Below are 20,887 nucleotides of genomic sequence, written 5' to 3'. Positions count from 1 at the left end.
GTCAGGCCGCCAATTCGGTTTTGCGCAGACCGGCAGAGGCGATCTGCCCGATCAGGTCCTCGAAGCTGAGCCCGGCCTGCGCAGCGGCGGCCACGAAGCCCGCGTCGGGGGCGAGACAGGGGTTGGTGTTGACCTCGAGAATCCAGGGTCGGCCGCTTGCGTCGATGCGGAAATCGACCCGCGCATATCCCGACAGGCCGAACAGATCCCAGCAGGCGCGCGCAAGGCGTTTCAGTTCGGTCAGCAGCGCTTGGTCCCGGGGTGGGAACTCGAACCGTCGCGGGGTGTTGTTATAGGCATGCGTGTCCTCGACCCATTTGGCGTCGTAATCGACGATGCGGTGTTTGCCGGGGCCGTAGCCCAGAAACTGCGTTTCGGCGGGCGGCAGCACACGGGGGCCATCGTCCATGTCCAGCAGCGACAGGGCGAATTCGCGACCGTCGACATAGGTTTCGGCAAAATGGGGATCACCCGTGCGCGCGGTCTTTTCGGCGATTGCCCCAGCGGCCTGTTTGCCCGGCATCACCGAGGACTGATCAATGCCGACCGAGGCGTGTTCGGTGATCGATTTGACGATCACCTGAGGCGTGCGGGCCAGCGAAACGCCGTTGACGCTCCAATCCGGTGTGGGCAACCCGGCCTCGCGCAACCGCTCTTTCTGCATGACCTTTGACTGGCATGTCCAGTAGGCCTCTGCCCCGCATCCGGTGAAGGACAGGCCACGGGCCTGTAAAGCCTGGGGGATGGCGGCCGCCGGCGCTGCATATCCGCCGACGGCCTCGACCAGATTGAAGACCAGATCGGGCCGCTCGGCGGCCAGCTGATCCAGGACGGCCTCGCCTTCGTTCAGCGTGATCAGCCGCGACCGCGCGCCCAAATCGGCCAGTGCGTCCATCACCGCTATTGCGGTCTGGACAGTGTCAAGCTCGTCGGGGGTGTTCCCCGTCGCCCCGTGAATAACGGGGATATCAAAACCATTCATGATGCGACGCGCTGCGCCTCTGTCAGTTGCCCTGTGCGGGTCAGTGCCGCCGCGACGATTCCGGTAACCAGGTCGTCATAGGTGAGGCCGGACTTGGCCGACAGCATCGGCAGGTCCGAGTGGGTCGGGTGCATGCCGGCGAGCGTGTTGACCTCGAGGAAATGAGGCCAGCCAGCCGCGTCGGATCGCAGATCGACGCGGGCCGCATCGCGGCATTGCAAGGCGCGATAGGCGGCAAGGGCGACCTGCCCCGCCTCGATCGCCTCGGCGTCATCGGCCAGTTCGTAATGCACGTGCTGTTCCCAGTGTTCCTTGTTGTGAAAACTGTAGATCTGATCGCCCGACCGGTCGCGCAGCATAACCTCCATCACGGCGATGACGCGGGCCCCGGCACCATTGCCGAGAATGCCCACGGTGAACTCGCGCCCGGGCAGGTAGGTTTCGGCCAGAACGGGCTGTTCGAACCGGGCAATCAGGTTCTGCGCCACAAGCTCGGCGGATTTTGCATCGCCGACCTTCGAGGCGTTTTCGCAGCCCTTGCCGGTGCCTTCGGCGAGCGGCTTGAGAAACAGCGGGTACGGCAGTTCAGAGTCTACTGCGTCGGAGGCGGTTTCGAACACCGCGAATGGTGCGGTGGGCAGACCGGCATCGCGGACGACCCGCTTTGCCATTGCCTTGTCGAGGCCCAACGCCTGCGTCAGCGGATCGGAAAAGGTGTAGGGCACACCATATGCTTCGAGCAGGGCGGGAACCTGCGCCTCGCGCGAGCGGCCCGAGACGCCCTCGGCAATGTTGAATACGAGGTCCCAGCGGTCTCCAGCCACGAGTCGCGAGGCCAGCGCCCGGATGTTGCCGATGCGGTCGGTCCGGTACCCGGCCCGCGCCAGCGCAATTTCGATGGCCGCAACCGTTTCGGGGCTGTCGAATTCGGCCAGTGCCTCGTCCGACAGGCCTGCGTCGGCATAGTCATCCCTCAGATCATAGGTCAGGCCGATCAGCATGATGGGGATTCCCTGGATGGAAGCGGGCTTTGGTCCGGATCGTGGTAGCGGTAGTGGTGCCCTTCGAAGTTGCGCAGGATCAGGTCATCGCCGTCGCGGCCCACGATGTAGTCCGGCAAAAGCGGAATCTTGCCGCCGCCGCCGGGGGCGTCGATGACGAATTGCGGCACGGCATAGCCGGTTGTGTGACCGCGCAGACCTTCGATGATCTCAAGGCCTTTTGCGACCGGGGTGCGGAAATGGGCCGAGCCGGTAATCGGGTCGCATTGGTAGAGGTAATAGGGTTTCACCCGCCGCTTGAGCAGACCGTGATTGAGCGATTTCATCGTCTCGACATTGTCGTTGATGCCTTTCAGAAGCACGGTTTGAGAGCCGAGCGGAATGCCGGCATCGGCCAGCCGCGCATAGGCTTCGGTCGCTTCGGGGGACAGTTCCTTTGGGTGCGTCGCGTGGATCGACATCCACAGGGGGTGGTGCTTTTTCAGGACGCGGATCAGAGTGCGTGTAATCCGCATCGGCAGCACGGTCGGAACCTTGGTGCCCATGCGCACAAACTCGACATGCGGGATGGCGTGCAGACGGCCCAGAAGATGGTCGAGCTTTTCATCCGACAGGGTCAGCGGATCGCCGCCCGAGAGCAGAACGTCGCGGATCTGGGGGTGGGCTTCGATATAGGCGAAGGCCTGTTCCCACTGGCGGGTCGAGAACTGGTACTCGCCGCCCGCCTGGCCGACCATGCGCGAGCGTGTGCAATAGCGGCAATAGGTCGAGCAGGTGCCGGTGGTCAGGAACAGAACCCTGTCGGGATATCGGTGCACGAGACCGGGAACCGATGTGTCGTGATCCTCGCCCAAGGGATCGTCCGCCTCGCCGGGCGTGCGCAGGTATTCCTGACCCACTGGGATATGCGTGCGGCGCAATGGTTCGGACGGGTCGTCGTGCCCCATGAGGCTGGCATAATAGGGTGTGATGCCGACCGGCAGTCCGCCGACATGGCGACCCAGCGCTTCGCGTTCGTCCGGGCCGAGTTGGAAGATCCGCTCAAGCTGGGCGGTTGACCGGATTCGCGCCCGCATCTGCCAGCGCCAGTCGTTCCAATCCGCCGTCGTGGTGTCGGGGAAGAACCGCTTGCGGAATTCTGCGGTGACTTTGCCAATCGGAAACCGTGGCGCGCGCAGAGACGGGCGGCCGGGTATTGAAATCGATTGGTTGGGTTCAAAAGGGAAGAAGGTTGATCCGGCGAGATGCCCGAGATCTGGAGGCTCCGATACAGGAGCGGGTTCTTGATCCATTCGGATAAGGTTCCGGTGCCGAGAGAGCCGTCGCGCGCCAATCGTCGTTTCTGTCGCTGCACTCGGACGCTGCGAAAATGCGCTCGGTTGCGTTTCATTTCAAGAGGCTTCTTTTCTCTTTTTGAGGACGGTCAAATTGTGTGCGCCATGGCCAGAAGTGCGGCCAGATATGCACCGTATCCGAGCACCAGCAGGGCGCCCTCGTACCGCCGGATCGACCAGCCGGTGACGGCGACCGCGATGAGCGCGGCGGTTGCCGCCAGCATCACCCAGATGTCGAATTCAGCGATCTCTGCGGGGACCGGAATCGGTGCCACAAGGGCCGTTACACCCAAAATGCAGAGGATATTGAAGATGTTGCTGCCGACGATGTTGCCGAGCGCCACATCGCCCTGACCCCGGCGCGCCGCGATGGCCGATGTTGCAAGTTCGGGCAGCGATGTGCCGACCGCCACGATGGTCAGGCCGATCACCGTTTCGGACACACCGGCAAGGCGCGCCAGATCAATGGCGCTGTCCACCAGCAAGCGTGCGCCGAAGATCGTCAGCGCCAGACCGGCGACAAAGCTGCCGATCATCGACAGGAGGTGTGTGGGCGGTGTTGGTGCAAGATCGGCCTCGGCCTTGTGCAGGGCGGCCGAGTCGGAGCCGTTGCCGCGTTCCAGCAAATAGGTGAGGACAAGGTAGGTGATGAGCGCCAGAACAAAGACGAGCCCAATCCAGCGCGGGATGGCCCCTGCCAGAACCACCGCCAGGCAGGCGAGGCTTGCCAGCACCACGACGACACCATCGCGCCGGAATGCCGCGGCGTTGACGTGGATCGGAAGCAGAAGCGCCGCGATGCCGAGGATCAGCAGGATGTTGGCGATGTTGCTGCCTACGACGTTTCCGACGGCGATGCCCGGCGCTCCCTTTATCATGGCCTGCAGGCTGGTCACGAGTTCAGGTGTCGAGGTGCCGAACCCCACGAGGGTGAGACCGATGAGAATCGGCGAGATATTCAGGTGCCGTGCAATCCCCACGGCACCACGGACAAGCGCCTCGCCCCCGGCCACGAGAAGGAAAAGGCCCAGTATCAGGGTCACATATGTCATTGCGAGCCGTCCATCTTGGAGTGGTGTGTGTTGGGGCCGGGAAAAAGGCCTTTGAGGTTCAGTCTATTCTTCCTGGACCAATCCGGCAGGACAGTCCCTCGCAACGTTTGATTGCATTGTCCGAGGTATCGCATCAAACGCGTCCCGCCATATAGGCGCGCATGGATTTCGCGTCGGCTTCGCTGTCTTCGAGTTGTTGGCGGATCACGTCGAGAATGTTGATCAGGCCACACAGCTTTCCATTCCGTGTCACCGGAAGATGACGAATGTGGTGCCGGGTCATCAAAAGGTGGATTTCGGCGATGGATGCCGAGACATCGCATGTTTTCACGTCCCTGGTCATCACCCGGCTCACCGGCATGTCGATGACCCTGGCACCGAAGTGATGCAGGCCTCGGGTGATATCGGCGGCGGTCAGGATGCCGTCGATCTGCTGGCCATCGGACGTGGCGATCAAGGCCGAGATCTCATCCTTTTCCAAATGCAAAAGGGCGCCTTTGACGGGCGAGTTGGGGTCGATACGCGGCACGAAGAAACCTTTTCGCGCCAGAATGGATTTTACCGACATGACGTTCTCTATCAGTCAGATGCACGCCGGAGGGCGCGGTTCCCAAGGCTAACGACATCCGTCGCTGCGCCGCGCAAGGCGGGCAGGCGTGTCGTCATGCTTCGGAGAAAGTGAGGCGTGCTCAGTCCATCAACTGGTACCGCAACGGAGCTGTCCGGCCATCTCGCGTCAGGACACAGATCGGTATGTCGCAATCGGCGTTCAAGTGGCGGGACACAAAATAAAAGATCAAGCCGCGAAAGTACGCTGGTCTGTCTTGAACCGGTTTTGACGAATGCTGTAAGCGAGGCAAATGTCCATATTCCCTGGCAAAGCATCGCATCAGATGGGTCTTATCGAAAATTTTTCTCTATTAATTATATGATATATAATTAATACCTGATGGAGAATTCCATGCCTACCGGACATATCATGATGGCAATGAGCCTTGACGGCTTTGTGGCAAGAAAAGATCACAGCCTCGATTGGTTGACGAAACAGCCGACATCCAATGAAGACCACGGATTCAATGAGTTTATGGACAGTGTCGATGTTCTTGTCATGGGTTCCGGGTCGCTGAGAACTGTCCTGGGATTTGGCGAGTGGCCCTATGAAAAGCCAGTCGTTGTCCTTAGCCGTTCCATGACAAGTCGGGAATTGCCTGAACATCTGCAGAGCAAAGTCGAATTCACAACGGAACGGCCACAGGAGTTATGGGAGACCTTACGCCAACGCGGCCACAAGCGTGTATATGTCGATGGTGGCGCGATCATTCAGTCCTTTCTCAGGGCCGGGTTCGTGCAAGACATGAAGATTGCCATGGTTCCCATCCTGCTGGGGGATGGCATCCGTATTTTCGGCGAAACTGACGGTGACGTTGACCTTGAGCTGATCTCGGCCACGCCATTTCCGTCCGGCCTTGTCGAGCTGGTCTACAAAGTGAAGGGCGCATGACGAAATCGTCTGCGGTCGGACGGCCGCCAAAATCAACCCAGCGTCTGTCAAAACAGCTTGTGCTGCAAACCGCGTTACCCATTGTTCAAAAGCAAGGAGCAGATGCACTCTCGTTTCGCCTGCTGGCCGAAAAGCTGAAGGTCACGCCGATGGCTGTGACCTATCATTCCGGCAGCAAGCATGCGTTGCTGGCAGATTTGGTTGGTTTGGCCTTTGAGAACACGCTGCAGGACGTATCGGGAGAGAGTCCGACAGCGAAGGCGCGCAACATATTGAGAGCATACTTCCAACGTGCCTTGCTGAATGCCAACCTGTTGCGGGCCATTCTCGAAGATGTTTCTCTCATGAGCGAGGATCTCATACAGATCACAAACGAGTTGCGAGGCTGCACTCGGGAACTCGACAATGGTGACAAGAATGATGTGCTCTTGCACCTTCTCATCGACTACACACACGGTTTTGTTCTCTCAGCGTCCAGCGGAGAAAAAAACACTTTGTCAATCGACGACTTTTTGCGCGGCGTCGATTGGGTCTTGGCGAAAGCGACAGGTTGAGCAACTGAAAAATCGGTGCGGGGGGCAGAGGCCCTAGGCGCGTTTCCCGGTGATCTGGGCGACGCCGAGAACGTCAAGAACCCTGGCCTCGATATGTTCGGCGTTCATGCCCGCGACGGTGTACATGTCGGCGGGGCTGGCCTGATCGATGAATGTGTCGGGCAGGACCATCGAGCGGAACTTCAGACCGGTGTCAAAGATGCGCTCTTCGGCCAGAAGCTGCGCCACGTGGCTGCCGAAGCCGCCGATGGCGCCTTCTTCGATGGTGATCAGCGCCTCGTGCGTGGTAGCGAGGTCCAGGATCAGGCTCTGATCAAGGGGTTTGGCGAAACGGGCGTCGGCGATGGTGGGGGTGATGCCGCGCGCCGACAGAGCCTCGGCGGCTTTTTGGACCTCGGCCAGACGGGTGCCGAAGGACAGGAGCGCCACACGCGCACCTTGCTGGATCAGGCGGCCCTTGCCGATTTCCAGCACCTCGCCACGCTCGGGCAGGTCCACACCCACACCTTCGCCGCGCGGATAGCGGAAGGCGATGGGGCCGTCGTCATGGGCGGCGGCGGTGGCGACCATGTGCACCAGCTCTGCCTCGTCCGCGGCGGCCATGACCACCATGCCGGGCAGGTTGGCGAGATAGGCGATATCGAACGACCCCGCGTGAGTGGCGCCGTCGGCCCCCACCAGACCGGCCCGGTCGATGGCGAAGCGCACCGGCAGGCGCTGAATCGCGACGTCATGCACAACCTGATCGTAGCCGCGTTGCAGGAAGGTGGAATACATCGCGCAGAAGGGTTTCATGCCGCCGGCGGCCAGCGCTGCGGAGAAGGTGACGCCGTGCTGCTCGGCTATGCCCACGTCGAAACAGCGCGAGGGATAGCGTTCGGCAAAAAGGTTCAGCCCGGTGCCGTCCGGCATTGCGGCAGTGACGGCGACGATCTTGTCGTCGCGCGCGGCCTCGGCCACCAGGGTCTTGCCAAAGATCGAAGTGTAGGAGGGCGCGTTCGAAGGCGCCTTTTTCTGTTCGCCTGTGACGACGTCGAACTTCGCCGTTGCGTGGCCGCGATCCCGGGCGGCTTCGGCCGGGGCATAGCCCTTGCCCTTTTTGGTCAGCACGTGGATCAGGATCGGGCCGGTCGCGCGCGCCTTGACGGTGCGCAGGACCGGCAACAGCTGGTGCATATCATGGCCGTCGATGGGGCCGAGATAGGAAAAGCCCAGTTCCTCGAACAGGGTGCCGCCGACGGCCATGCCCTTGAGCATTTCCTTGGCACGCTTGGCGCCTTCGCGGAAGGGTTCTGGCAAAAGCGAAACCGCGCCCTTGGCGGCGGCCTTGAGTTCCTGGAACGGTTCTTCGGCGTAGAGGCGCGAGAGATAGTTGGAAAACGCACCGACCGGCGGTGCGATGCTCATCTCGTTGTCGTTGAGGATGACAATCAGGCGCTTGTTCAGGTGGCCTGCGTTGTTCATCGCCTCGAATGCCATGCCGGCGGACATCGAACCGTCGCCGATGATGGCAATGGCATCGCCCAAGCCTTCGGGGATTGCGCCGCCCAGATCGCGGGCGACGGCGAACCCCAGAGCGGCGCTGATCGAGGTCGAACTATGCGCTGCGCCAAACGGGTCATAGGGGCTTTCGCTGCGCTTGGTGAAGCCGCTGAGCCCGTCTTTCTGGCGCAGGGTGCGGATGCGGTCGCGTCGTTCGGTCAGGATCTTGTGCGGATAGCACTGATGGCTGACGTCCCAGATGATCTTGTCACGCGGTGCGTCGAACACCGCATGCAGCGCCACGGTCAGTTCCACCACGCCAAGGCCCGCGCCCAGATGGCCGCCGGTCACCGAAACGGCCGAGACGGTTTCCGCCCGCAATTCGCCCGCAAGCTGGGTCAGTTGCGCGTCCGAGAACTGCTTGAGATCCGCAGGGCGGTTCACAAGGTCCAACAGCGGGGTTTTCGGGCGATCTGACATGGCGTCCTTTGCGGTTAGCTGTCCCGGGCAATAACGAAACGGGCGGCCTCCTTCAAGGTATTGGCCCGCGTGCCGTAAATTTCCAACGCGGTGCAGGCGGCCTCTACCAGTTCCAGCGCGCGCGATCGCGCCCCATCGAGCCCAAGAAGCGAGACGAAAGTGGCCTTGCCTGCATCCGCATCCTTCTGCAGGCGCTTTCCGGCCTTTTTGGCGTCACCCTCGACATCCAAGATGTCATCGGCGATCTGAAAAGCAAGACCAAGCGCCTGCGCGTATTGGAGCAATGGGGCCGTGTCCTGCCCGGCCAGCCGCGCCCCGGCGCAGGCGGACCATTCGATCAACGCACCGGTTTTGCCGGCCTGCAAGCGGGTGATCTGATCCAATGTCAGGGGCCGGTCGGCGGATTCGGCGGCGATGTCCAGCGCCTGCCCCAGCACCATGCCCTGCGCGCCGCTGGCCCGTGCCAGCGTCAGCGCCAGTTCGGCGCGGGTGTCCGCAGGGCCAGTTTCGGACCGGGTACACAGCTCAAAGGCCAGCGTCTGCAGGGCGTCGCCGGCCAGCACGGCGGTACCCTGATTCCATTTCACATGCACCGTCGGCTTGCCGCGCCGCAGATCGTCGTTGTCCATACAGGGCAGGTCGTCATGAACCAGCGAATAGGCATGCAGCGCCTCGATGGCCGTTGCGGGCCAGATCGCGCGGTCGGGTCCGACATCATGCAGGCGAGCGCTTTCCAGCACGAGAAACCCGCGCAGCCGTTTGCCGCCCTGCGTGGCATAGGCCATGGCCTGGGTCACATCGATCGGGTCGAGCGCGCCCAGAACCAGATCGAAGTGGTCCTGAATCAGCGCGGCGTCCTGCGCCAGCCTTTCCTGAAACATCAAAGGCCTTCGACGGGTGTTGTCCCTGTGGGCTGGCCGCTGGCGTCCAGCGTGATGGCGGCGACCTTTTCCTCGGCGCGCTTCAGCTCGTCCTCGCAGCGCTTTTTCAACGCCGCACCGCGTTCATAGAGCGCGATCGACTGATCCAGCGCCACATCGCCGCGTTCAAGCTGGCCGACGACGGCCTCCAGCTCTTTCATCGCCTGTTCGAACGTCATCTGGTCAACGGGTGTATCGGTCATGTCGCGGCCTTCATCAGTTCTTCCACATGCGCCCGGGTTGCGGCGCTTAGCGCGTTCAGATCATACCCGCCTTCGAGAGTCGAGACGATACGGCCCTGACACACGTCTTTGGCAATCTTGCACAACTCGGCGGTGATCCACGCGAAATCGGCGGTGGACCAGTTGAGATTGGCAAGCGGGTCGTCCTGATGCGCGTCGAATCCGGCCGAGATAATGATCAGTTCGGGCTTGAACGCACGCAGACGTGGAAAGGCCTGCCCCTGATATGCCGCGCGCATCTCGGCGCCGCCGGTTCCGGGGGCCAATGGCATGTTGAGGATCTGCCCATGCGCGCCATCCTCGTCGGGGCGGCCGGAGCCGGGCCAGAGCGGCATCTGCTGGCTGGTGATCACCAATGCGCGCGGCTCGTCCCACAGAAGGTCCTGTGTGCCGTTGCCGTGGTGAACGTCGAAATCCACCACCGCGACGCGGGACAACCCGTGGTGATCCAGCGCGTGTTTGGCCGCCAGCGCCGCATTGCCGAACAGGCAGAACCCCATCGCGGTCTCGGTTTCCGCATGGTGTCCCGGCGGGCGGATGGCGCAAAAGGCGTTGGGGGTTTCGCCGCCCAGAACCATGTCGACCGCGCGCACCACAGCGCCCGCCGCGCGATAGGCGGCATCGACCGAGCCGGGCGACATGAACGTATCGGCGTCGATCTGGGCAAAGCCGTCGGCAGGCCGGGTGGCGCGGATCGCGCGGACATGGCTTTCGGGATGGACGCGCAGCAGATCGTCGTCCGCGGCCAATGGCGCTGTCACACGGTTGAGATCCAGCGGTTCGAGTGCGTGCAGGATGTGTTCCAGCCGCGCGACCCGTTCGGGATGACCTGCAGGTGTGACATGCCCAAGGCAGTCAGCATGGGTGATCAGGGTGGTTTTCATCATGATCCCTTGTTCGAGCGGCCCGGAACAGAGCCTGGTTCAGCTGATCAATCCGGGGCGAGCATGTACCCGGCACCGCGCACCGTTTGCAGGTATCGCGGTTGTTTCGGATCGGATTCGATCTTGCGGCGCAGCCGGGTGATCTGGACGTCGACGGCCCGTTCCTGTGCCTGGCCCTTGTCGCGACCCAGATCCTCGACCAGCTTGGCGCGGCTGATCGCTTCGCCGGGTTGGGCCGAGAAAATCCGCATCAGCTGGCTTTCGGTGGCGGTCAGACGCACCGGGTCTTCGCCCTGCCACATCTCGCCGCGTTCGATGTCGTAACGGATCGGCCCAAGATGCAGGATTTTCGGCGCGGCGTCCTGTGCCGAGGTTTCGGGCATGCGCCGCAGGATCGCATTGATGCGCAGCAGCAATTCCTTGGGTTCGAACGGCTTGGCAAGATAGTCGTCGGCCCCCGCTTCGAGCCCGGCAATGCGGTGTTCGGTTTCGCCGCGCGCGGTCAGCAACAGGATCGGCGTCGTATGGGTTTCGCGCAGGGCGCGCGTCAGGCTGACGCCATCCTCGCCGGGCATCATCACGTCCATGACGATCAGGTCGAAGTCCAGCCCGGTCAGCACCCGGCGGGCATGCGCGGCATCGCGGGCCGACGTAACCAGAAAGCCGTGCCTCATCAGGAATTTCTTCAGCAAGTCGCGAATGCGTTCGTCATCGTCGATGATCAGAAGATGGGCATCCATGTTGCTCATGAGGTCGTATCCCGCAGTTTGGTATAGGCACCACGCATATCAGTATCCATCATCGCTTCAAGTACCTTGCGAAACCCGGCCACGGCTTCGGGGCCGGCATCCTTGTAGGCTGCGCGCATCCTGGCGCGCTGGGCGTCGGAGAGTTTCGCCTCGAGCGCACGTCCCGCATCGGTGAGGAAAAGGTGGCGCTCGCGCTTGTCCACCGTCCCCACGCGGCTTTCGACCAGACCATCGGCAATAAGCGTGCGCAGCACCCGGTTGAGGGACTGTTTGGTGACGCCCAGGATGGCCAGCAGGTTGTTCACGGTCGTTCCCGGCGCGCGGTTGATGAAGTGGACCGCCCGGTGATGGGCGCGGCCATAAGCCATTTCGGCAAGAATGCGGTCCGGATCGGCGGTAAAGCCGCGATAGGCAAAAAACATTGCCTCGATCCCCTGCCGCAACTGCTCGTCGGTCAGAAACAGCAGGCTTTCGCCACCAAAGGCCGATGCGGCGCGGGTTTCGGACATGATATGCCTCGTTTGTTGCTTGGACCGACTTTAAGTCAGTCTTGTTGACATTCCAAGGGTGAACAGGTATCGAATCGCAGCTTTTGCGCAACAAAGTGTCCGGTTCGGACCTAATTGACGCAATAAATGGAAAACTGCCGTTCTGGAGGTCTTGGCATGGCGAGTTATGATGATCGTGATGGTGTCATCTGGATGGATGGTGAAATGGTGCCGTGGCGCGATGCCAGGGTACATATCCTGACCCACGCCATGCACTATGCCTCGTCCGTGTTCGAGGGCGAGCGCGCCTATAACGGCAAGATATTCAAAAGCCGGGCGCATTCCGAACGGCTGGTCGCCAGCGCCGAGGCTCTGGATATGCCGATGCCTTATACCGTCGATCAGATCGAGGCCGCCAAGGCAGAGACACTGAAGGCCTCGGGCCTGCAGGACGCCTATGTGCGGGCGCTGGTCTGGCGCGGTTCGGGCGAGGATATGGGCGTGGCTTCGGCCCGCAACCCGGTGCGCATGGCCATCGCGGTCTGGGGTTGGGGCGCATACTATGGCGACGCCAAGATGAAGGGCGCCAAGCTGGACATCGCGGAATGGAAACGCCCGAGCCCGGAAACCATTCCGGTTCATGCCAAGGCGGCGGGCCTTTACATGATCTGCACCATCTCAAAGCACAAGGCCGAGGCCAAGGGCTGTTCCGATGCGCTGTTCATGGACTATCGCGGCTATGTCGCCGAGGCGACCGGCGCCAACGTGTTCTTTGTCAAGGATGGCGAAGTGCACACACCGCTGCCGGATTGCTTCCTCAACGGGATCACCCGCCAAACCGTGGTGCAGATGCTCAAGGACAAGGGCCTCACCGTGCACGAGCGTCACATCATGCCCGAGGAAATGGCGGATTTCGAACAGTGCTGGCTGACCGGCACCGCCGCCGAGGTCACGCCGGTGGGGCAGATCGGGGAATATACCTTTGAGGTCGGTGACCTGACCCGCGATATCGCGGAATCCTACGAGAAGCTGGTGCGTTCGTAGTTGATCGAGACTGCGGCCCCCGCGTAAATGCGGGGCCCGTGCCCGGCGTTTGATGCGATTTCACAAGATCACATCAGCCAGCGCCTTTGAGTGGAATGTGACGGGTTCGTAGCCGTCCTCGGTGATGATAAAGCTGTCGCCGACCTGCGCGCGGAAGGTGTCAACGGACACTGACCCGTCAACCGCAAATACCATGCCCGGTTGCAAAACGGTTTTGTCCCCGGTCACCAGCTGCGGTTTTTCGAGAAAACTGAACCCCGTTGCCCGCCCGCAGCGGAAAGGATAGTCGAATCCGGCCCCCTGAATGACCTCGGCATAGGCGCGGTGCACCTCCTCGGCCAATATTCCCGGCCTCAATTCATTCAAGGCGGCCTGTTGGCTGGCGACGGCAATCTCGTAGATTCCGGCCTGTGACGCGTCTGCAATTTCGCCGATCCAGAAGGTCCGGTCAAAGCCCAGCTTGAAGCGGTGGAAATTCGTCATGCCGCAGAAACACAGGAATACGGGCTCTCCCCGTTTCATGATCCGGGTCGATGCCCGTTGGTGCGTTCTGGTGATCGTGTCGCCAGAGGCCATGATCTGGAGAAAATGTGTGTTGGGCGACATTGGCGTATCAGCATAGTGGTCGGACAGGATCTGTGCTGCCTTGCGGGTTCCCGCGCGCCCGGTTGCCAGCGCGACCTCGTATTCGGGAACACCGTCGCCGATTGCGTCGCGGCCGGCCTCCATCATCGCCATGGCGACCTGACCGGCATGGCGCGCAAGTTGCAACTCGGACGCTGATTTGATCATCCGCATGTCATCGAGGATGGGCGAGACGTCTCGTAACCGGGATGATTCCACAAGCGTATCGACATAGCGCCTGACCATCGGCGGCATCCGGTCCGGCTCGATCGCCACCGACCCGGCGGCTTTCAGGATGGCGGGCAGTTCCTGTCGCCATTCCTCCCCCGCGCCGTCGTTCCAGGCTGCAATCCTGTCAACCTGCGCAACCTTTATGGCCATGACTTCGTCGATCGTGGGAGTGATCAGCAGGCTGTCGCCGTCTTTTGGAATCACCAGGATCGTCGGTCGCCCGAATTCCATGTGCAGGTAGTCATAGTATCCGGTCAGGTAATAGACATTGTCTTCGTCCGTGACCAAGGCGGTGTCGATCCCCTGCCGGATCAGGCGGTCGCGGAATTCGGTCATTCTGTCGTGACTCATTCGATGATCCCCTGCCGGTGGCTGAATGACTGTTGTATGAAGTCGGTAGAGTGTAATGGGCAGGAATCGCAGCTGGCAATGGGTTGCGGGGCCGGGCGTGCATAACTGCGGTTTGCTGGTCGTGACGCAACATAAACCCATCGTTCAAAATACATTGCAGTTCGTTCAGGCATATGGACGAAGGGCAAAATACGACTACGTTCGCATCATGTTAGACCTTCTCAGCGATATCCTGACCCGCCTGTCCCTGCGTGGAACCCTGTATTTCCGCACGTCGTTCACACCGCCGTTCGGGATCAAGGTGCCGAGTTACCAGAACGTGGCCCGGTTTCATTTTGTGCAGCGGGGCGAGTTGAAGGTGTATGTCCCATCAACCGCCGAGACGCTGCGGCTGAGGCAGGGGGACCTGATCCTGATCCCGCATGGGGCGGCGCATGCGCTGCTGTGCAACGAAGTCAAGCCGATCGACGCCCTGCCGCTGGATCAGGTTCTGGAGCAAGCCGGGTACAAGGGCGACGGCGTTCTGATTTATGGCGGCGCGGACGAAGAGCGCGATACGCAGTTGATCTGCGGCCATTTCTCGTTTTCCGCTGCGCCGGGGGGGAAGGGATCAGGTCACATGCTGATCGACCGGCTGCCACCCTATATCCTGATCGAAAATTATGGCGAGGAGGCCGGCGCCTGGATCGAGGCGACATTGCGCATGATCGGGTCGGAAGTGAATGGAGCCCGGATCGGTGGCGACCTGATCGCGCTAAAGCTTTCGGAAGTGCTGTTTGCCCAGGCCATCCGGGCGCATCTGGAACATCAAAGCCCAAACTATTCCGCACTGGCCGGGTTTGCCGATCAGCGAATATCGCGGGCGCTGACGGCGTTTCACCGCGCCCCCGCGCGCGATTGGAGCGTCGAGACGCTTGCACGTGAGGCCGGGATGTCGCGAACAGCCTTTGCCCAGCTTTTTGCGCTGAAGATGGGAACGACCCCGATGCAGTACCTGACGGAATGGCGCATGCAGATCGCCTGTCACGGGTTGGTCGAGAACCGCTGGAACGTCGCGGATGCGGCCGCCGAGGCGGGCTATAGCTCCGAGGCGGCGTTTTCGCGCGTGTTCAAGAAACAAATCGGCGTATCACCGGCGGCCTATAAGGCGATGCATTGATACGCTCTGACTTTGTACGAATGGCAAGATCATCTGTACGCTCAAGGCTCAATCGTTCGAGAAAGATCCCTTATCTTTGCTTCACATCGATCAGAGAAAGGAAAATCTCATGTCCATTCGTTTCGTTACCCGCAATATTCATGCCTATCTCGACTATCCGGTTGCTTTCGCGCTGATGGGGCTGCCGTTCCTGCTGGGACTGGGGCAGTCCAACCCGATAGCGCTGTGGCTGTCGGTTGTCACCGGCATGGCGGCCTTTGTGCTGACGGTCCTGACCGACCACCATCTGGGGATTTGGCGGGTTCTGCCGTACAAGTTCCATCTGGCGGTGGACCTGCTGGTCGGCATCACCTTTTTGTTCGCGCCCAGCCTGTTCGGTTTCTCCGGCCTCGACGCTTCCTTTTATTGGCTGAACGGGATCGCGGTCGTAGCGGTGATTTCGCTGAGCGCGCCAGAAGAGAGCGTTGCGGCCTGACGGCGCGACCCATGCAGAAGAAAAAGCCGTGGCAACCAAGGCCACGGCTTTTTCGCGGGTGCTATCGGCCCCGGAAAAACAGGACCCAAACGGCGCACCCCATCACGACCAGCCCGGCAAATGCAACGAGGGATATGGCGGCCAGAAACAGGCGCGGGCGTTTGTCCCGCTCGATCACGTCGAACTGAAACCTGATCCTGCCGTTGGCCAGCGCATCGGCGACCATCGCCAGGGCAAAGGTGCCAAGCGATGCCGTGCTCAACCCGCCCCAGAGGTTTTTCGACGCCTCTGAGCTGCTGGCGCCCAGCAGCAGGCCGAAGAGGACAAACGACACACCTGACAGGATCATCAGACGGTTTGCGGTCATTTGCGCCTCCTCCATTGAATGGTTGCGGCTGGCTTAGAAATCGATACCCCTTTGTGCCTTGATCCCGGCATCGAACGGGTGCTTTTCCACGGTCATTTCAGTAACCAGATCGGCATAGTCCCTGAGCGCCTGCGGTGCGTCGCGGCCCGTCAGGAACACGCTGGTTTTCCCGGACCGCGCCTCAAGTCCTTCGATGACTGCATCCACCGTCAGGTATTCATAGCGTAGCGCAATGTTGATCTCGTCCAGCACCACCAGATCGTATCCGCCGCTTTCCATCAGTTCGCGGGCCTTGCCAAAGGCCGCCGTCGCCGCGGCGATGTCGCGTTCGCGGTCCTGGGTATCCCAGGTGAAGCCTTCGCCCATTGTGTGCCAGGTGACCAGCCCGTGTTCCTCGAAGAACCGGCGCTCGCCTGTTTTCCATTTGCCCTTGATGAACTGGACGACGGCCACTTTTTTGCCCCAGCCCAGCGCGCGGATGACGACACCGAAAGCGGCCGAGGATTTGCCTTTGCCCTTGCCGGTGTTGATCAGCACCAACCCGCGATCGGGGTCGACCGCTTCGGACACTTTCTTGCGGTGCTGGGCTTGCACCTGTTGCATCTTTTCCTTGTGGTCCTGTGCGTCGCTCATCGGAGAATCCTTGTTCATTGTCGGGGTCAACCTAGGGAAAGTGAGCGAAAGGTAAAGGTCAGGCTTTGGGATCGGTGACCGCACGCACTTTGCCGCGCTCCAGCCCAAGTTGGTGCTCGCGCCAGATCACCAGCACGTTTCCGGCAATGACCAATGCCGCGCCCGACAGCATGACCAGCGTTGGCAACTCGTCGAACCAGACGTAGCCGACGAAGATGGCGAACAGCATGCTGGTATAGTCATAAGGGGCCAGCATCGAGGCCTGACCGAAACGAAAGGATGACGTAACCAGGATCTGCGCCACACCGCCCACCAGCCCGGTCAGGATCAGAAGCGCGGCCTGATCCAAGGTCGGCATTGTCCATCCGAAAAAGGCGGTCAGCGCAGACAGAACCGACGCGGTGGCCGAGAAATAAAACACGATGGCTGCGGGGTGATCGACCTGCACAAGCTGGCGAAGGTGGATCTGTACGAACCCGCGGGCGATGGTCGCGCCCAGAACACAAAGCGCGCCGATGGTGGCAGAGGCCTGCAGGTCACTGCCGCCAAGGCGGGGCCAGAGCATGATGAGAACACCCAAGAGACCAATTGCAACCGCGCCGATGCGGATCATCCGGATAGTTTCGCCCAGCATCAGGGCGGCCAGTATCAGGGTGAAGATGGGCGTGGCATAGCCGATGGCGGTCACCTCGGGCAGCGGCAACAGGCTGAGTCCGGTGAAAGTCAGGCCCATGGCGGTGGTGCCCAGAACGCCGCGCCAGAAATGCCCCATCGGTCTTTTCGCGACAAATCCCTGTTTCAGCTCCCCGCGCACGATCAGCCATACGACGATCACCGGAATGGCGAAAAGCGAACGAAAGAACACCATCTCGCCCGGCGGAAAAGTGTCTGACAGCGCCTTGACCAGTGCCGACATCAACGTGAACAGAAACAGGGCACTCAGCTTGAGCGTCACGGCAAGTACAGGTCGATGCGATGTTAAGGGGGTCGCCATGCGCGCGACCCTGCGCCTTTGCCGGGCAAAGATCAATAATGGAAAATCCCGGTCCTATTCGGCGGTCCAGTCCGCGGGCAGGGCGCGGCCGATTTCCTCGGCGAACGACTCGAGAAACCGCAACATGCGTTGGACACGTTGGCGCGCGATCTGTTCGCCGCCTTTGGTCAGCATGTCCGCTGGCAGGCTCAGCAATTTGATCTTCCAGTGATCGACCGAATACCGCAGGTCGTCCAGGGGGCGATTTTCGGCAAAGGGATCGGCGGGATCATAAAGGGCGCGACCCAGTGAACCGGCGACGGAAAAGTTGCGCGCGATGCCAATGGCGCCCAGTGCATCCAGCCGGTCGGCGTCACGCAGGATGCGGGCTTCGGCCGACTGCGGTGCGATTCCGGCGGAGAAACTGTGCGCGGCGATGGCGTGTTTCGTGGCCTCGATTTCAGGCGTGGAAAAGCCCAGACCGGCGAGGATAGGCGCGGCGGCCTCGGCCGAGCGGCGAGAGGCAAGGTGCCGATCGGGATTGTTCTTGGGCAGATTGACCAGATCATGCAGATAGCAGGCCGCCAGCAGGATACGCTGGTCGGTCTGCCCATCGGCAATGGCGCTGGCATTGACCCAGACCCGGTCGAGGTGCGCCAGATCGTGCGCCGGGTCGGAAGCCATCAGATCGCGGGCGATGTCGCGCAGCCGGGTGCGCAGCTCAGCCAATGTGGCCACGATTTTCACCGATCTGGCCGCGATGCAGCAAAAGGTGGTCGAGGATCACGCACGCCATCATCGCTTCGCCGACCGGCACTGCGCGGATGCCGACGCAGGGGTCGTGGCGGCCCTTGGTGATGATCTCGGTCTCTTCGCCGGATTTTGTGATGGTCTTGCGGGTGGTCAGGATCGAGCTGGTCGGCTTGACCGCGAAACGCACGACAATGTCCTGTCCGGTCGAGATGCCGCCCAGGATGCCGCCTGCGTGGTTTGAACTGTATTGCGGGCCATCCTGACCCATGAAGATCTCGTCGGCATTGGCTTCACCGGTCAGTTCAGCAGCGGCCATGCCTTCGCCGATCTCGACGCCTTTGACAGCGTTGATCGACATCATCGCGGCCGCAAGATCAGTGTCTAACTTGGCATAAATCGGCGCCCCAAGCCCTGCCGGGACACCGCGTGCCACAACCTCGACCACGGCCCCGACAGAATTGCCGGATTTGCGCAGGTCATCCAGATAGGCGGCCCAGTCCCCGGCCGCCGTCGCGTCGGGTGTCCAGAACGGGTTCTGTTCGATCTGGGCCCAGTCGAATTTGGAGCGATCAATCCTGTGCGGACCGATCTGGGTCATGTAGCCGGTGATCTGCACATTCGGCGCGATCTGCCTGATGGCCTCGCGCGCCAGTCCACCTGCGGCCACGCGCGACGCAGTTTCCCGGGCTGAACTGCGCCCGCCGCCACGATAGTCGCGGATGCCGTATTTCTGCCAATAGGTGATATCGGCGTGGCCCGGGCGGAACTTGTCCATGATGTCGCCGTAGTCTTTCGAGCGCTGATCGGTGTTTTCGATCATCAGTTGCACCGGTGTGCCGGTGGTCTGGCCTTCGAACACGCCCGAAAGGATCTTGACCTGATCCGGCTCGCGTCGCTGCGTGGTGAATTTGTTCTGTCCCGGTTTGCGCTTGTCCAGCCAGTGCTGGATCATCGCTTCGTCTATTGTGACCCCCGGCGGGCAACCGTCGACAGTGGCGCCCAAGGCGGGCCCATGGCTTTCACCCCAGGTGGTGACGCGGAAAAGATGGCCAAAGCTGTTCATTGACATGGGGCGTGCTCCTTTGCGGATCGTGATTAGCGGGCAAGGCCCCCGGCCTCAAGCGGATTTGGCCGTTGACGGGTTTAACGCCGCCCTGCGGGCGGCGCATTTTGAGTATTTTCGAAAGGATGAAGATCAGGCAGCCTGCGCGACTTTCGCACGGGTTTCCGAGATCATCAGCGCGGCCTGAGCCGCTTCGCGCCCTTTTTGTACGAAATGGTCGCGGTAGATCGAATTGTGATGATCGGTTTCCTGATATTGGTGCGGGGTCAGCGAGACCGACAGGACGGGAACCCCTGTATCAAGCCCGGCGCGCATCAGGCCATCGACCACGGCTTGTGCGACGAAGTCGTGGCGATAGATGCCGCCATCAACGACAAAGGCAGCGCAGGCGACGGCGGCATAACGCCCGGTCTGGGCCAGATCACGGGCCAGCAGGGGCATCTCGAACGCGCCGGGAACATCGAAGACATCGACTTGTTCTGCGGGGACGAGTTCAAGAAACCCGTCGAGCGCGCGGTCAACAATGTCGGAATGCCAGTTGGCTTTGACGAAGGCATAGCGGGTGTGTGTCATCGTAATCTCCATAGGTTAGACACGTCACCCAAGGCGATCACGAACGGACGAGCACACGCGGGGGCGTGGCCTGGCCGTGCGTTCTCTTTCATCCGGACTGTAACCGTCGGCTCTGGCATTTCACCAGATCTGCTGACACCCCGAAAGCCGGGGCCGCTCGCGGGCTTACGGGCCATGGCCCGCATACCGCCGGTGGGGAATTCCACCCCGCCCTGAGAACGAGGCGGACCTTGCCAAGAACCGGCTGCCGCTGCAAGAGATTTGACAGGAGGATTTTTATGCATCCAAATCCAGCTTTCCGCGCCGAGGACCGCGCGCGTCATGTTGAATTCGCCCGCGACCGGGCGTTCGGCGTTCTGGCACTCTCTGCGGGCGAGGCCCCGTTATTAAGTCATGTCCCGTTTCTGCTGTCCGAAGACGGTTCACTGGCTGACCTGCATCTTGTGCGCTCGAACCCCATAGTGCGGGTTCTGCGCGAGACGCAGCACGCGAAAATCGCGGTGCAGGGGCCGGATGCTTATATCTCGCCCGATTGGTACGGTGTCGAAGATCAGGTTCCGACGTGGAACTACGTTGCCGTGCACCTGACCGGAAAGCTTGAACTGCGCCCGCAGGACGAGCTACGTGGCTTGCTTGACCGCCAATCTGCATTCTATGAGAAGCGGCTGCTGCCCAAAGCCCCATGGGGCACAGGGAAAATGTCCAGTGAAGCGCTGAACAGGATGATGCGCATGATCGTACCGTGCCGCATGCGCGTTGAAGATATTCAGGGCACCTGGAAGCTTGGTCAGAACAAACCCGAAGGTGCGCGAAATGCGGCCGCTGATCAGGTTTCCAGTGGCTTTGGCAGTGAAACCGCCCGGCTGGCCGCCTTGATGCACAAGGCTTAGCCAGCATCAGGCGCCGGGTTTACTGGGGGCTGAAGGTCGCCAGATAGGCAGTGATGTCTTCGGCCCCGGATTTGAGCTTGAC

At 61.4% G+C, this 20,887-nt stretch carries 24 protein-coding genes and 1 riboswitch; of the genes, 6 read left to right on the top strand and 18 right to left on the bottom strand.

Annotation, left to right across the window (positions count from 1 at the left end; translation table 11 throughout):
* Window position 1: 1 nt before the first annotated feature.
* The 5 genes from AC2FNB_RS13465 to AC2FNB_RS13445 form a co-directional block, all read right to left on the bottom strand.
* Window positions 2–982, bottom strand: coding sequence for a D-alanine--D-alanine ligase family protein (locus tag AC2FNB_RS13465; RefSeq protein WP_496747131.1), 981 nt, complete (start codon window positions 980–982; stop codon window positions 2–4).
* The gene (locus AC2FNB_RS13460) at window positions 979–1,983 is read right to left on the bottom strand and encodes a D-alanine--D-alanine ligase family protein (protein ID WP_496747129.1); all 1,005 of its coding nucleotides are present in this window, start codon (window positions 1,981–1,983) and stop codon (window positions 979–981) included. Before AC2FNB_RS13460 ends, AC2FNB_RS13465 begins: the two co-directional genes overlap by 4 nt.
* Window positions 1,977–3,275, bottom strand: coding sequence for a KamA family radical SAM protein (locus tag AC2FNB_RS13455; RefSeq protein ID WP_496747127.1), 1,299 nt, complete (start codon window positions 3,273–3,275; stop codon window positions 1,977–1,979). The genes AC2FNB_RS13460 and AC2FNB_RS13455 overlap by 7 nt, the downstream gene beginning before the upstream one ends.
* A gap of 131 nt (window positions 3,276–3,406) precedes the next feature.
* Window positions 3,407–4,369, bottom strand: a complete 963-nt coding sequence (locus AC2FNB_RS13450) for a calcium/sodium antiporter (protein ID WP_496747126.1) — start codon at window positions 4,367–4,369, stop codon at window positions 3,407–3,409.
* 133 nt (window positions 4,370–4,502) lie between these two features.
* Window positions 4,503–4,937, bottom strand: a complete 435-nt coding sequence (locus AC2FNB_RS13445) for a CBS domain-containing protein (protein ID WP_496747123.1) — start codon at window positions 4,935–4,937, stop codon at window positions 4,503–4,505.
* A gap of 393 nt (window positions 4,938–5,330) precedes the next feature.
* Between AC2FNB_RS13445 and AC2FNB_RS13440 the strand changes: the two genes are divergently transcribed.
* Window positions 5,331–5,870, top strand: coding sequence for a dihydrofolate reductase family protein (locus tag AC2FNB_RS13440; RefSeq protein ID WP_496747121.1), 540 nt, complete (start codon window positions 5,331–5,333; stop codon window positions 5,868–5,870).
* On the top strand, window positions 5,867–6,424 hold the full coding sequence (locus AC2FNB_RS13435) for a TetR/AcrR family transcriptional regulator (RefSeq protein WP_480749018.1): 558 nt from the start codon (window positions 5,867–5,869) through the stop codon (window positions 6,422–6,424). Before AC2FNB_RS13440 ends, AC2FNB_RS13435 begins: the two co-directional genes overlap by 4 nt.
* Window positions 6,425–6,457: 33 nt before the next feature.
* On the opposite strand, the gene dxs is transcribed toward AC2FNB_RS13435, so the two are convergent.
* From dxs to AC2FNB_RS13405, 6 genes are read right to left on the bottom strand one after another with little or no spacing between them, the layout of a single operon-like run.
* Complete coding sequence (gene dxs, locus AC2FNB_RS13430) at window positions 6,458–8,386, bottom strand: 1-deoxy-D-xylulose-5-phosphate synthase (RefSeq protein ID WP_480749017.1); 1,929 nt, start codon at window positions 8,384–8,386, stop codon at window positions 6,458–6,460.
* Between the two features lie 14 nt (window positions 8,387–8,400).
* On the bottom strand, window positions 8,401–9,267 hold the full coding sequence (locus AC2FNB_RS13425) for a polyprenyl synthetase family protein (RefSeq protein WP_496747118.1): 867 nt from the start codon (window positions 9,265–9,267) through the stop codon (window positions 8,401–8,403).
* Window positions 9,267–9,509 (bottom strand): exodeoxyribonuclease VII small subunit, encoded by a 243-nt coding sequence (locus tag AC2FNB_RS13420; RefSeq protein ID WP_480749015.1) that lies wholly within the window; start codon window positions 9,507–9,509, stop codon window positions 9,267–9,269. The genes AC2FNB_RS13425 and AC2FNB_RS13420 overlap by 1 nt, the downstream gene beginning before the upstream one ends.
* The gene (locus AC2FNB_RS13415; RefSeq protein WP_480749014.1) at window positions 9,506–10,432 is read right to left on the bottom strand and encodes a histone deacetylase family protein; all 927 of its coding nucleotides are present in this window, start codon (window positions 10,430–10,432) and stop codon (window positions 9,506–9,508) included. Before AC2FNB_RS13415 ends, AC2FNB_RS13420 begins: the two co-directional genes overlap by 4 nt.
* Before the next feature lie 47 nt (window positions 10,433–10,479).
* The gene (locus AC2FNB_RS13410) at window positions 10,480–11,181 is read right to left on the bottom strand and encodes a response regulator (protein ID WP_480749013.1); all 702 of its coding nucleotides are present in this window, start codon (window positions 11,179–11,181) and stop codon (window positions 10,480–10,482) included.
* Window positions 11,178–11,690: a MarR family winged helix-turn-helix transcriptional regulator gene (locus AC2FNB_RS13405; RefSeq protein ID WP_496747113.1), complete on the bottom strand. Its 513-nt coding sequence runs from the start codon at window positions 11,688–11,690 to the stop codon at window positions 11,178–11,180. The genes AC2FNB_RS13410 and AC2FNB_RS13405 overlap by 4 nt, the downstream gene beginning before the upstream one ends.
* Before the next feature lie 156 nt (window positions 11,691–11,846).
* Here AC2FNB_RS13405 and AC2FNB_RS13400 point away from each other — a divergent pair, with 156 nt between their 5' ends.
* Complete coding sequence (locus AC2FNB_RS13400; RefSeq protein ID WP_480749011.1) at window positions 11,847–12,713, top strand: branched-chain amino acid aminotransferase; 867 nt, start codon at window positions 11,847–11,849, stop codon at window positions 12,711–12,713.
* Between the two features lie 60 nt (window positions 12,714–12,773).
* Here the strand turns inward: AC2FNB_RS13400 and AC2FNB_RS13395 are convergent, their stop codons facing one another.
* Window positions 12,774–13,919, bottom strand: a complete 1,146-nt coding sequence (locus tag AC2FNB_RS13395; RefSeq protein ID WP_496747111.1) for a M24 family metallopeptidase — start codon at window positions 13,917–13,919, stop codon at window positions 12,774–12,776.
* Window positions 13,920–14,127: 208 nt separating this feature from the next.
* Here AC2FNB_RS13395 and AC2FNB_RS13390 point away from each other — a divergent pair, with 208 nt between their 5' ends.
* The gene (locus AC2FNB_RS13390; RefSeq protein WP_480749075.1) at window positions 14,128–15,078 is read left to right on the top strand and encodes an AraC family transcriptional regulator; all 951 of its coding nucleotides are present in this window, start codon (window positions 14,128–14,130) and stop codon (window positions 15,076–15,078) included.
* A gap of 109 nt (window positions 15,079–15,187) precedes the next feature.
* Entirely contained in the window at window positions 15,188–15,553 is a 366-nt protein-coding gene (locus AC2FNB_RS13385; RefSeq protein WP_480749009.1) for an SPW repeat domain-containing protein, read from the top strand.
* A gap of 61 nt (window positions 15,554–15,614) precedes the next feature.
* Here AC2FNB_RS13385 and AC2FNB_RS13380 read toward each other — a convergent pair whose 3' ends face one another.
* The 6 genes from AC2FNB_RS13380 to AC2FNB_RS13355 form a co-directional block, all read right to left on the bottom strand.
* Complete coding sequence (locus AC2FNB_RS13380; protein ID WP_496747108.1) at window positions 15,615–15,920, bottom strand: hypothetical protein; 306 nt, start codon at window positions 15,918–15,920, stop codon at window positions 15,615–15,617.
* 33 nt (window positions 15,921–15,953) lie between these two features.
* Complete coding sequence (gene cobO, locus AC2FNB_RS13375) at window positions 15,954–16,553, bottom strand: cob(I)yrinic acid a,c-diamide adenosyltransferase (protein WP_496747106.1); 600 nt, start codon at window positions 16,551–16,553, stop codon at window positions 15,954–15,956.
* A gap of 58 nt (window positions 16,554–16,611) precedes the next feature.
* Window positions 16,612–17,547 (bottom strand): DMT family transporter, encoded by a 936-nt coding sequence (locus AC2FNB_RS13370; protein ID WP_496747104.1) that lies wholly within the window; start codon window positions 17,545–17,547, stop codon window positions 16,612–16,614.
* 54 nt (window positions 17,548–17,601) lie between these two features.
* Window positions 17,602–18,264, bottom strand: a complete 663-nt coding sequence (locus tag AC2FNB_RS13365) for an HD domain-containing protein (RefSeq protein ID WP_496747102.1) — start codon at window positions 18,262–18,264, stop codon at window positions 17,602–17,604.
* Window positions 18,248–19,348: a chorismate synthase gene (gene aroC, locus AC2FNB_RS13360; protein ID WP_496747100.1), complete on the bottom strand. Its 1,101-nt coding sequence runs from the start codon at window positions 19,346–19,348 to the stop codon at window positions 18,248–18,250. The genes AC2FNB_RS13365 and aroC overlap by 17 nt, the downstream gene beginning before the upstream one ends.
* Before the next feature lie 126 nt (window positions 19,349–19,474).
* Window positions 19,475–19,915, bottom strand: coding sequence for a 6,7-dimethyl-8-ribityllumazine synthase (locus tag AC2FNB_RS13355; RefSeq protein WP_496747096.1), 441 nt, complete (start codon window positions 19,913–19,915; stop codon window positions 19,475–19,477).
* 76 nt (window positions 19,916–19,991) lie between these two features.
* A riboswitch (FMN riboswitch) is annotated at window positions 19,992–20,139 on the bottom strand.
* A gap of 54 nt (window positions 20,140–20,193) precedes the next feature.
* On the opposite strand from AC2FNB_RS13355, the gene AC2FNB_RS13350 reads away from it, so the two are divergent.
* Window positions 20,194–20,805, top strand: coding sequence for an FMN-binding negative transcriptional regulator (locus AC2FNB_RS13350; protein WP_496747091.1), 612 nt, complete (start codon window positions 20,194–20,196; stop codon window positions 20,803–20,805).
* Window positions 20,806–20,887 lie beyond the last annotated feature (82 nt).

This window comes from Ruegeria sp. BHSB058 (assembly GCF_059613285.1).
The sequence above is the reverse complement of the archived record's forward strand: the minus strand, read 5'-3'. Positions and strand labels throughout refer to the sequence as shown.

Excerpts from the sequence above, each read along its gene's own strand:
- AC2FNB_RS13465 (WP_496747131.1), bottom strand. The coding sequence starts at position 982 with ATGAATGGTTTTGATATCCCCGTTATTCACGGGGCGACGGGGAACACC.
- AC2FNB_RS13460 (WP_496747129.1), bottom strand. The coding sequence starts at position 1,983 with ATGCTGATCGGCCTGACCTATGATCTGAGGGATGACTATGCCGACGCA.
- AC2FNB_RS13455 (WP_496747127.1), bottom strand. The coding sequence starts at position 3,275 with ATGGATCAAGAACCCGCTCCTGTATCGGAGCCTCCAGATCTCGGGCAT.
- AC2FNB_RS13450 (WP_496747126.1), bottom strand. The coding sequence starts at position 4,369 with ATGACATATGTGACCCTGATACTGGGCCTTTTCCTTCTCGTGGCCGGG.
- AC2FNB_RS13445 (WP_496747123.1), bottom strand. The coding sequence starts at position 4,937 with ATGTCGGTAAAATCCATTCTGGCGCGAAAAGGTTTCTTCGTGCCGCGT.
- AC2FNB_RS13440 (WP_496747121.1), top strand. The coding sequence starts at position 5,331 with ATGCCTACCGGACATATCATGATGGCAATGAGCCTTGACGGCTTTGTG.
- AC2FNB_RS13435 (WP_480749018.1), top strand. The coding sequence starts at position 5,867 with ATGACGAAATCGTCTGCGGTCGGACGGCCGCCAAAATCAACCCAGCGT.
- dxs (WP_480749017.1), bottom strand. The coding sequence starts at position 8,386 with ATGTCAGATCGCCCGAAAACCCCGCTGTTGGACCTTGTGAACCGCCCT.
- AC2FNB_RS13425 (WP_496747118.1), bottom strand. The coding sequence starts at position 9,267 with ATGTTTCAGGAAAGGCTGGCGCAGGACGCCGCGCTGATTCAGGACCAC.
- AC2FNB_RS13420 (WP_480749015.1), bottom strand. The coding sequence starts at position 9,509 with ATGACCGATACACCCGTTGACCAGATGACGTTCGAACAGGCGATGAAA.
- AC2FNB_RS13415 (WP_480749014.1), bottom strand. The coding sequence starts at position 10,432 with ATGAAAACCACCCTGATCACCCATGCTGACTGCCTTGGGCATGTCACA.
- AC2FNB_RS13410 (WP_480749013.1), bottom strand. The coding sequence starts at position 11,181 with ATGAGCAACATGGATGCCCATCTTCTGATCATCGACGATGACGAACGC.
- AC2FNB_RS13405 (WP_496747113.1), bottom strand. The coding sequence starts at position 11,690 with ATGTCCGAAACCCGCGCCGCATCGGCCTTTGGTGGCGAAAGCCTGCTG.
- AC2FNB_RS13400 (WP_480749011.1), top strand. The coding sequence starts at position 11,847 with ATGGCGAGTTATGATGATCGTGATGGTGTCATCTGGATGGATGGTGAA.
- AC2FNB_RS13395 (WP_496747111.1), bottom strand. The coding sequence starts at position 13,919 with ATGAGTCACGACAGAATGACCGAATTCCGCGACCGCCTGATCCGGCAG.
- AC2FNB_RS13390 (WP_480749075.1), top strand. The coding sequence starts at position 14,128 with ATGTTAGACCTTCTCAGCGATATCCTGACCCGCCTGTCCCTGCGTGGA.
- AC2FNB_RS13385 (WP_480749009.1), top strand. The coding sequence starts at position 15,188 with ATGTCCATTCGTTTCGTTACCCGCAATATTCATGCCTATCTCGACTAT.
- AC2FNB_RS13380 (WP_496747108.1), bottom strand. The coding sequence starts at position 15,920 with ATGACCGCAAACCGTCTGATGATCCTGTCAGGTGTGTCGTTTGTCCTC.
- cobO (WP_496747106.1), bottom strand. The coding sequence starts at position 16,553 with ATGAGCGACGCACAGGACCACAAGGAAAAGATGCAACAGGTGCAAGCC.
- AC2FNB_RS13370 (WP_496747104.1), bottom strand. The coding sequence starts at position 17,547 with ATGGCGACCCCCTTAACATCGCATCGACCTGTACTTGCCGTGACGCTC.
- aroC (WP_496747100.1), bottom strand. The coding sequence starts at position 19,348 with ATGTCAATGAACAGCTTTGGCCATCTTTTCCGCGTCACCACCTGGGGT.
- AC2FNB_RS13355 (WP_496747096.1), bottom strand. The coding sequence starts at position 19,915 with ATGACACACACCCGCTATGCCTTCGTCAAAGCCAACTGGCATTCCGAC.
- AC2FNB_RS13350 (WP_496747091.1), top strand. The coding sequence starts at position 20,194 with ATGCATCCAAATCCAGCTTTCCGCGCCGAGGACCGCGCGCGTCATGTT.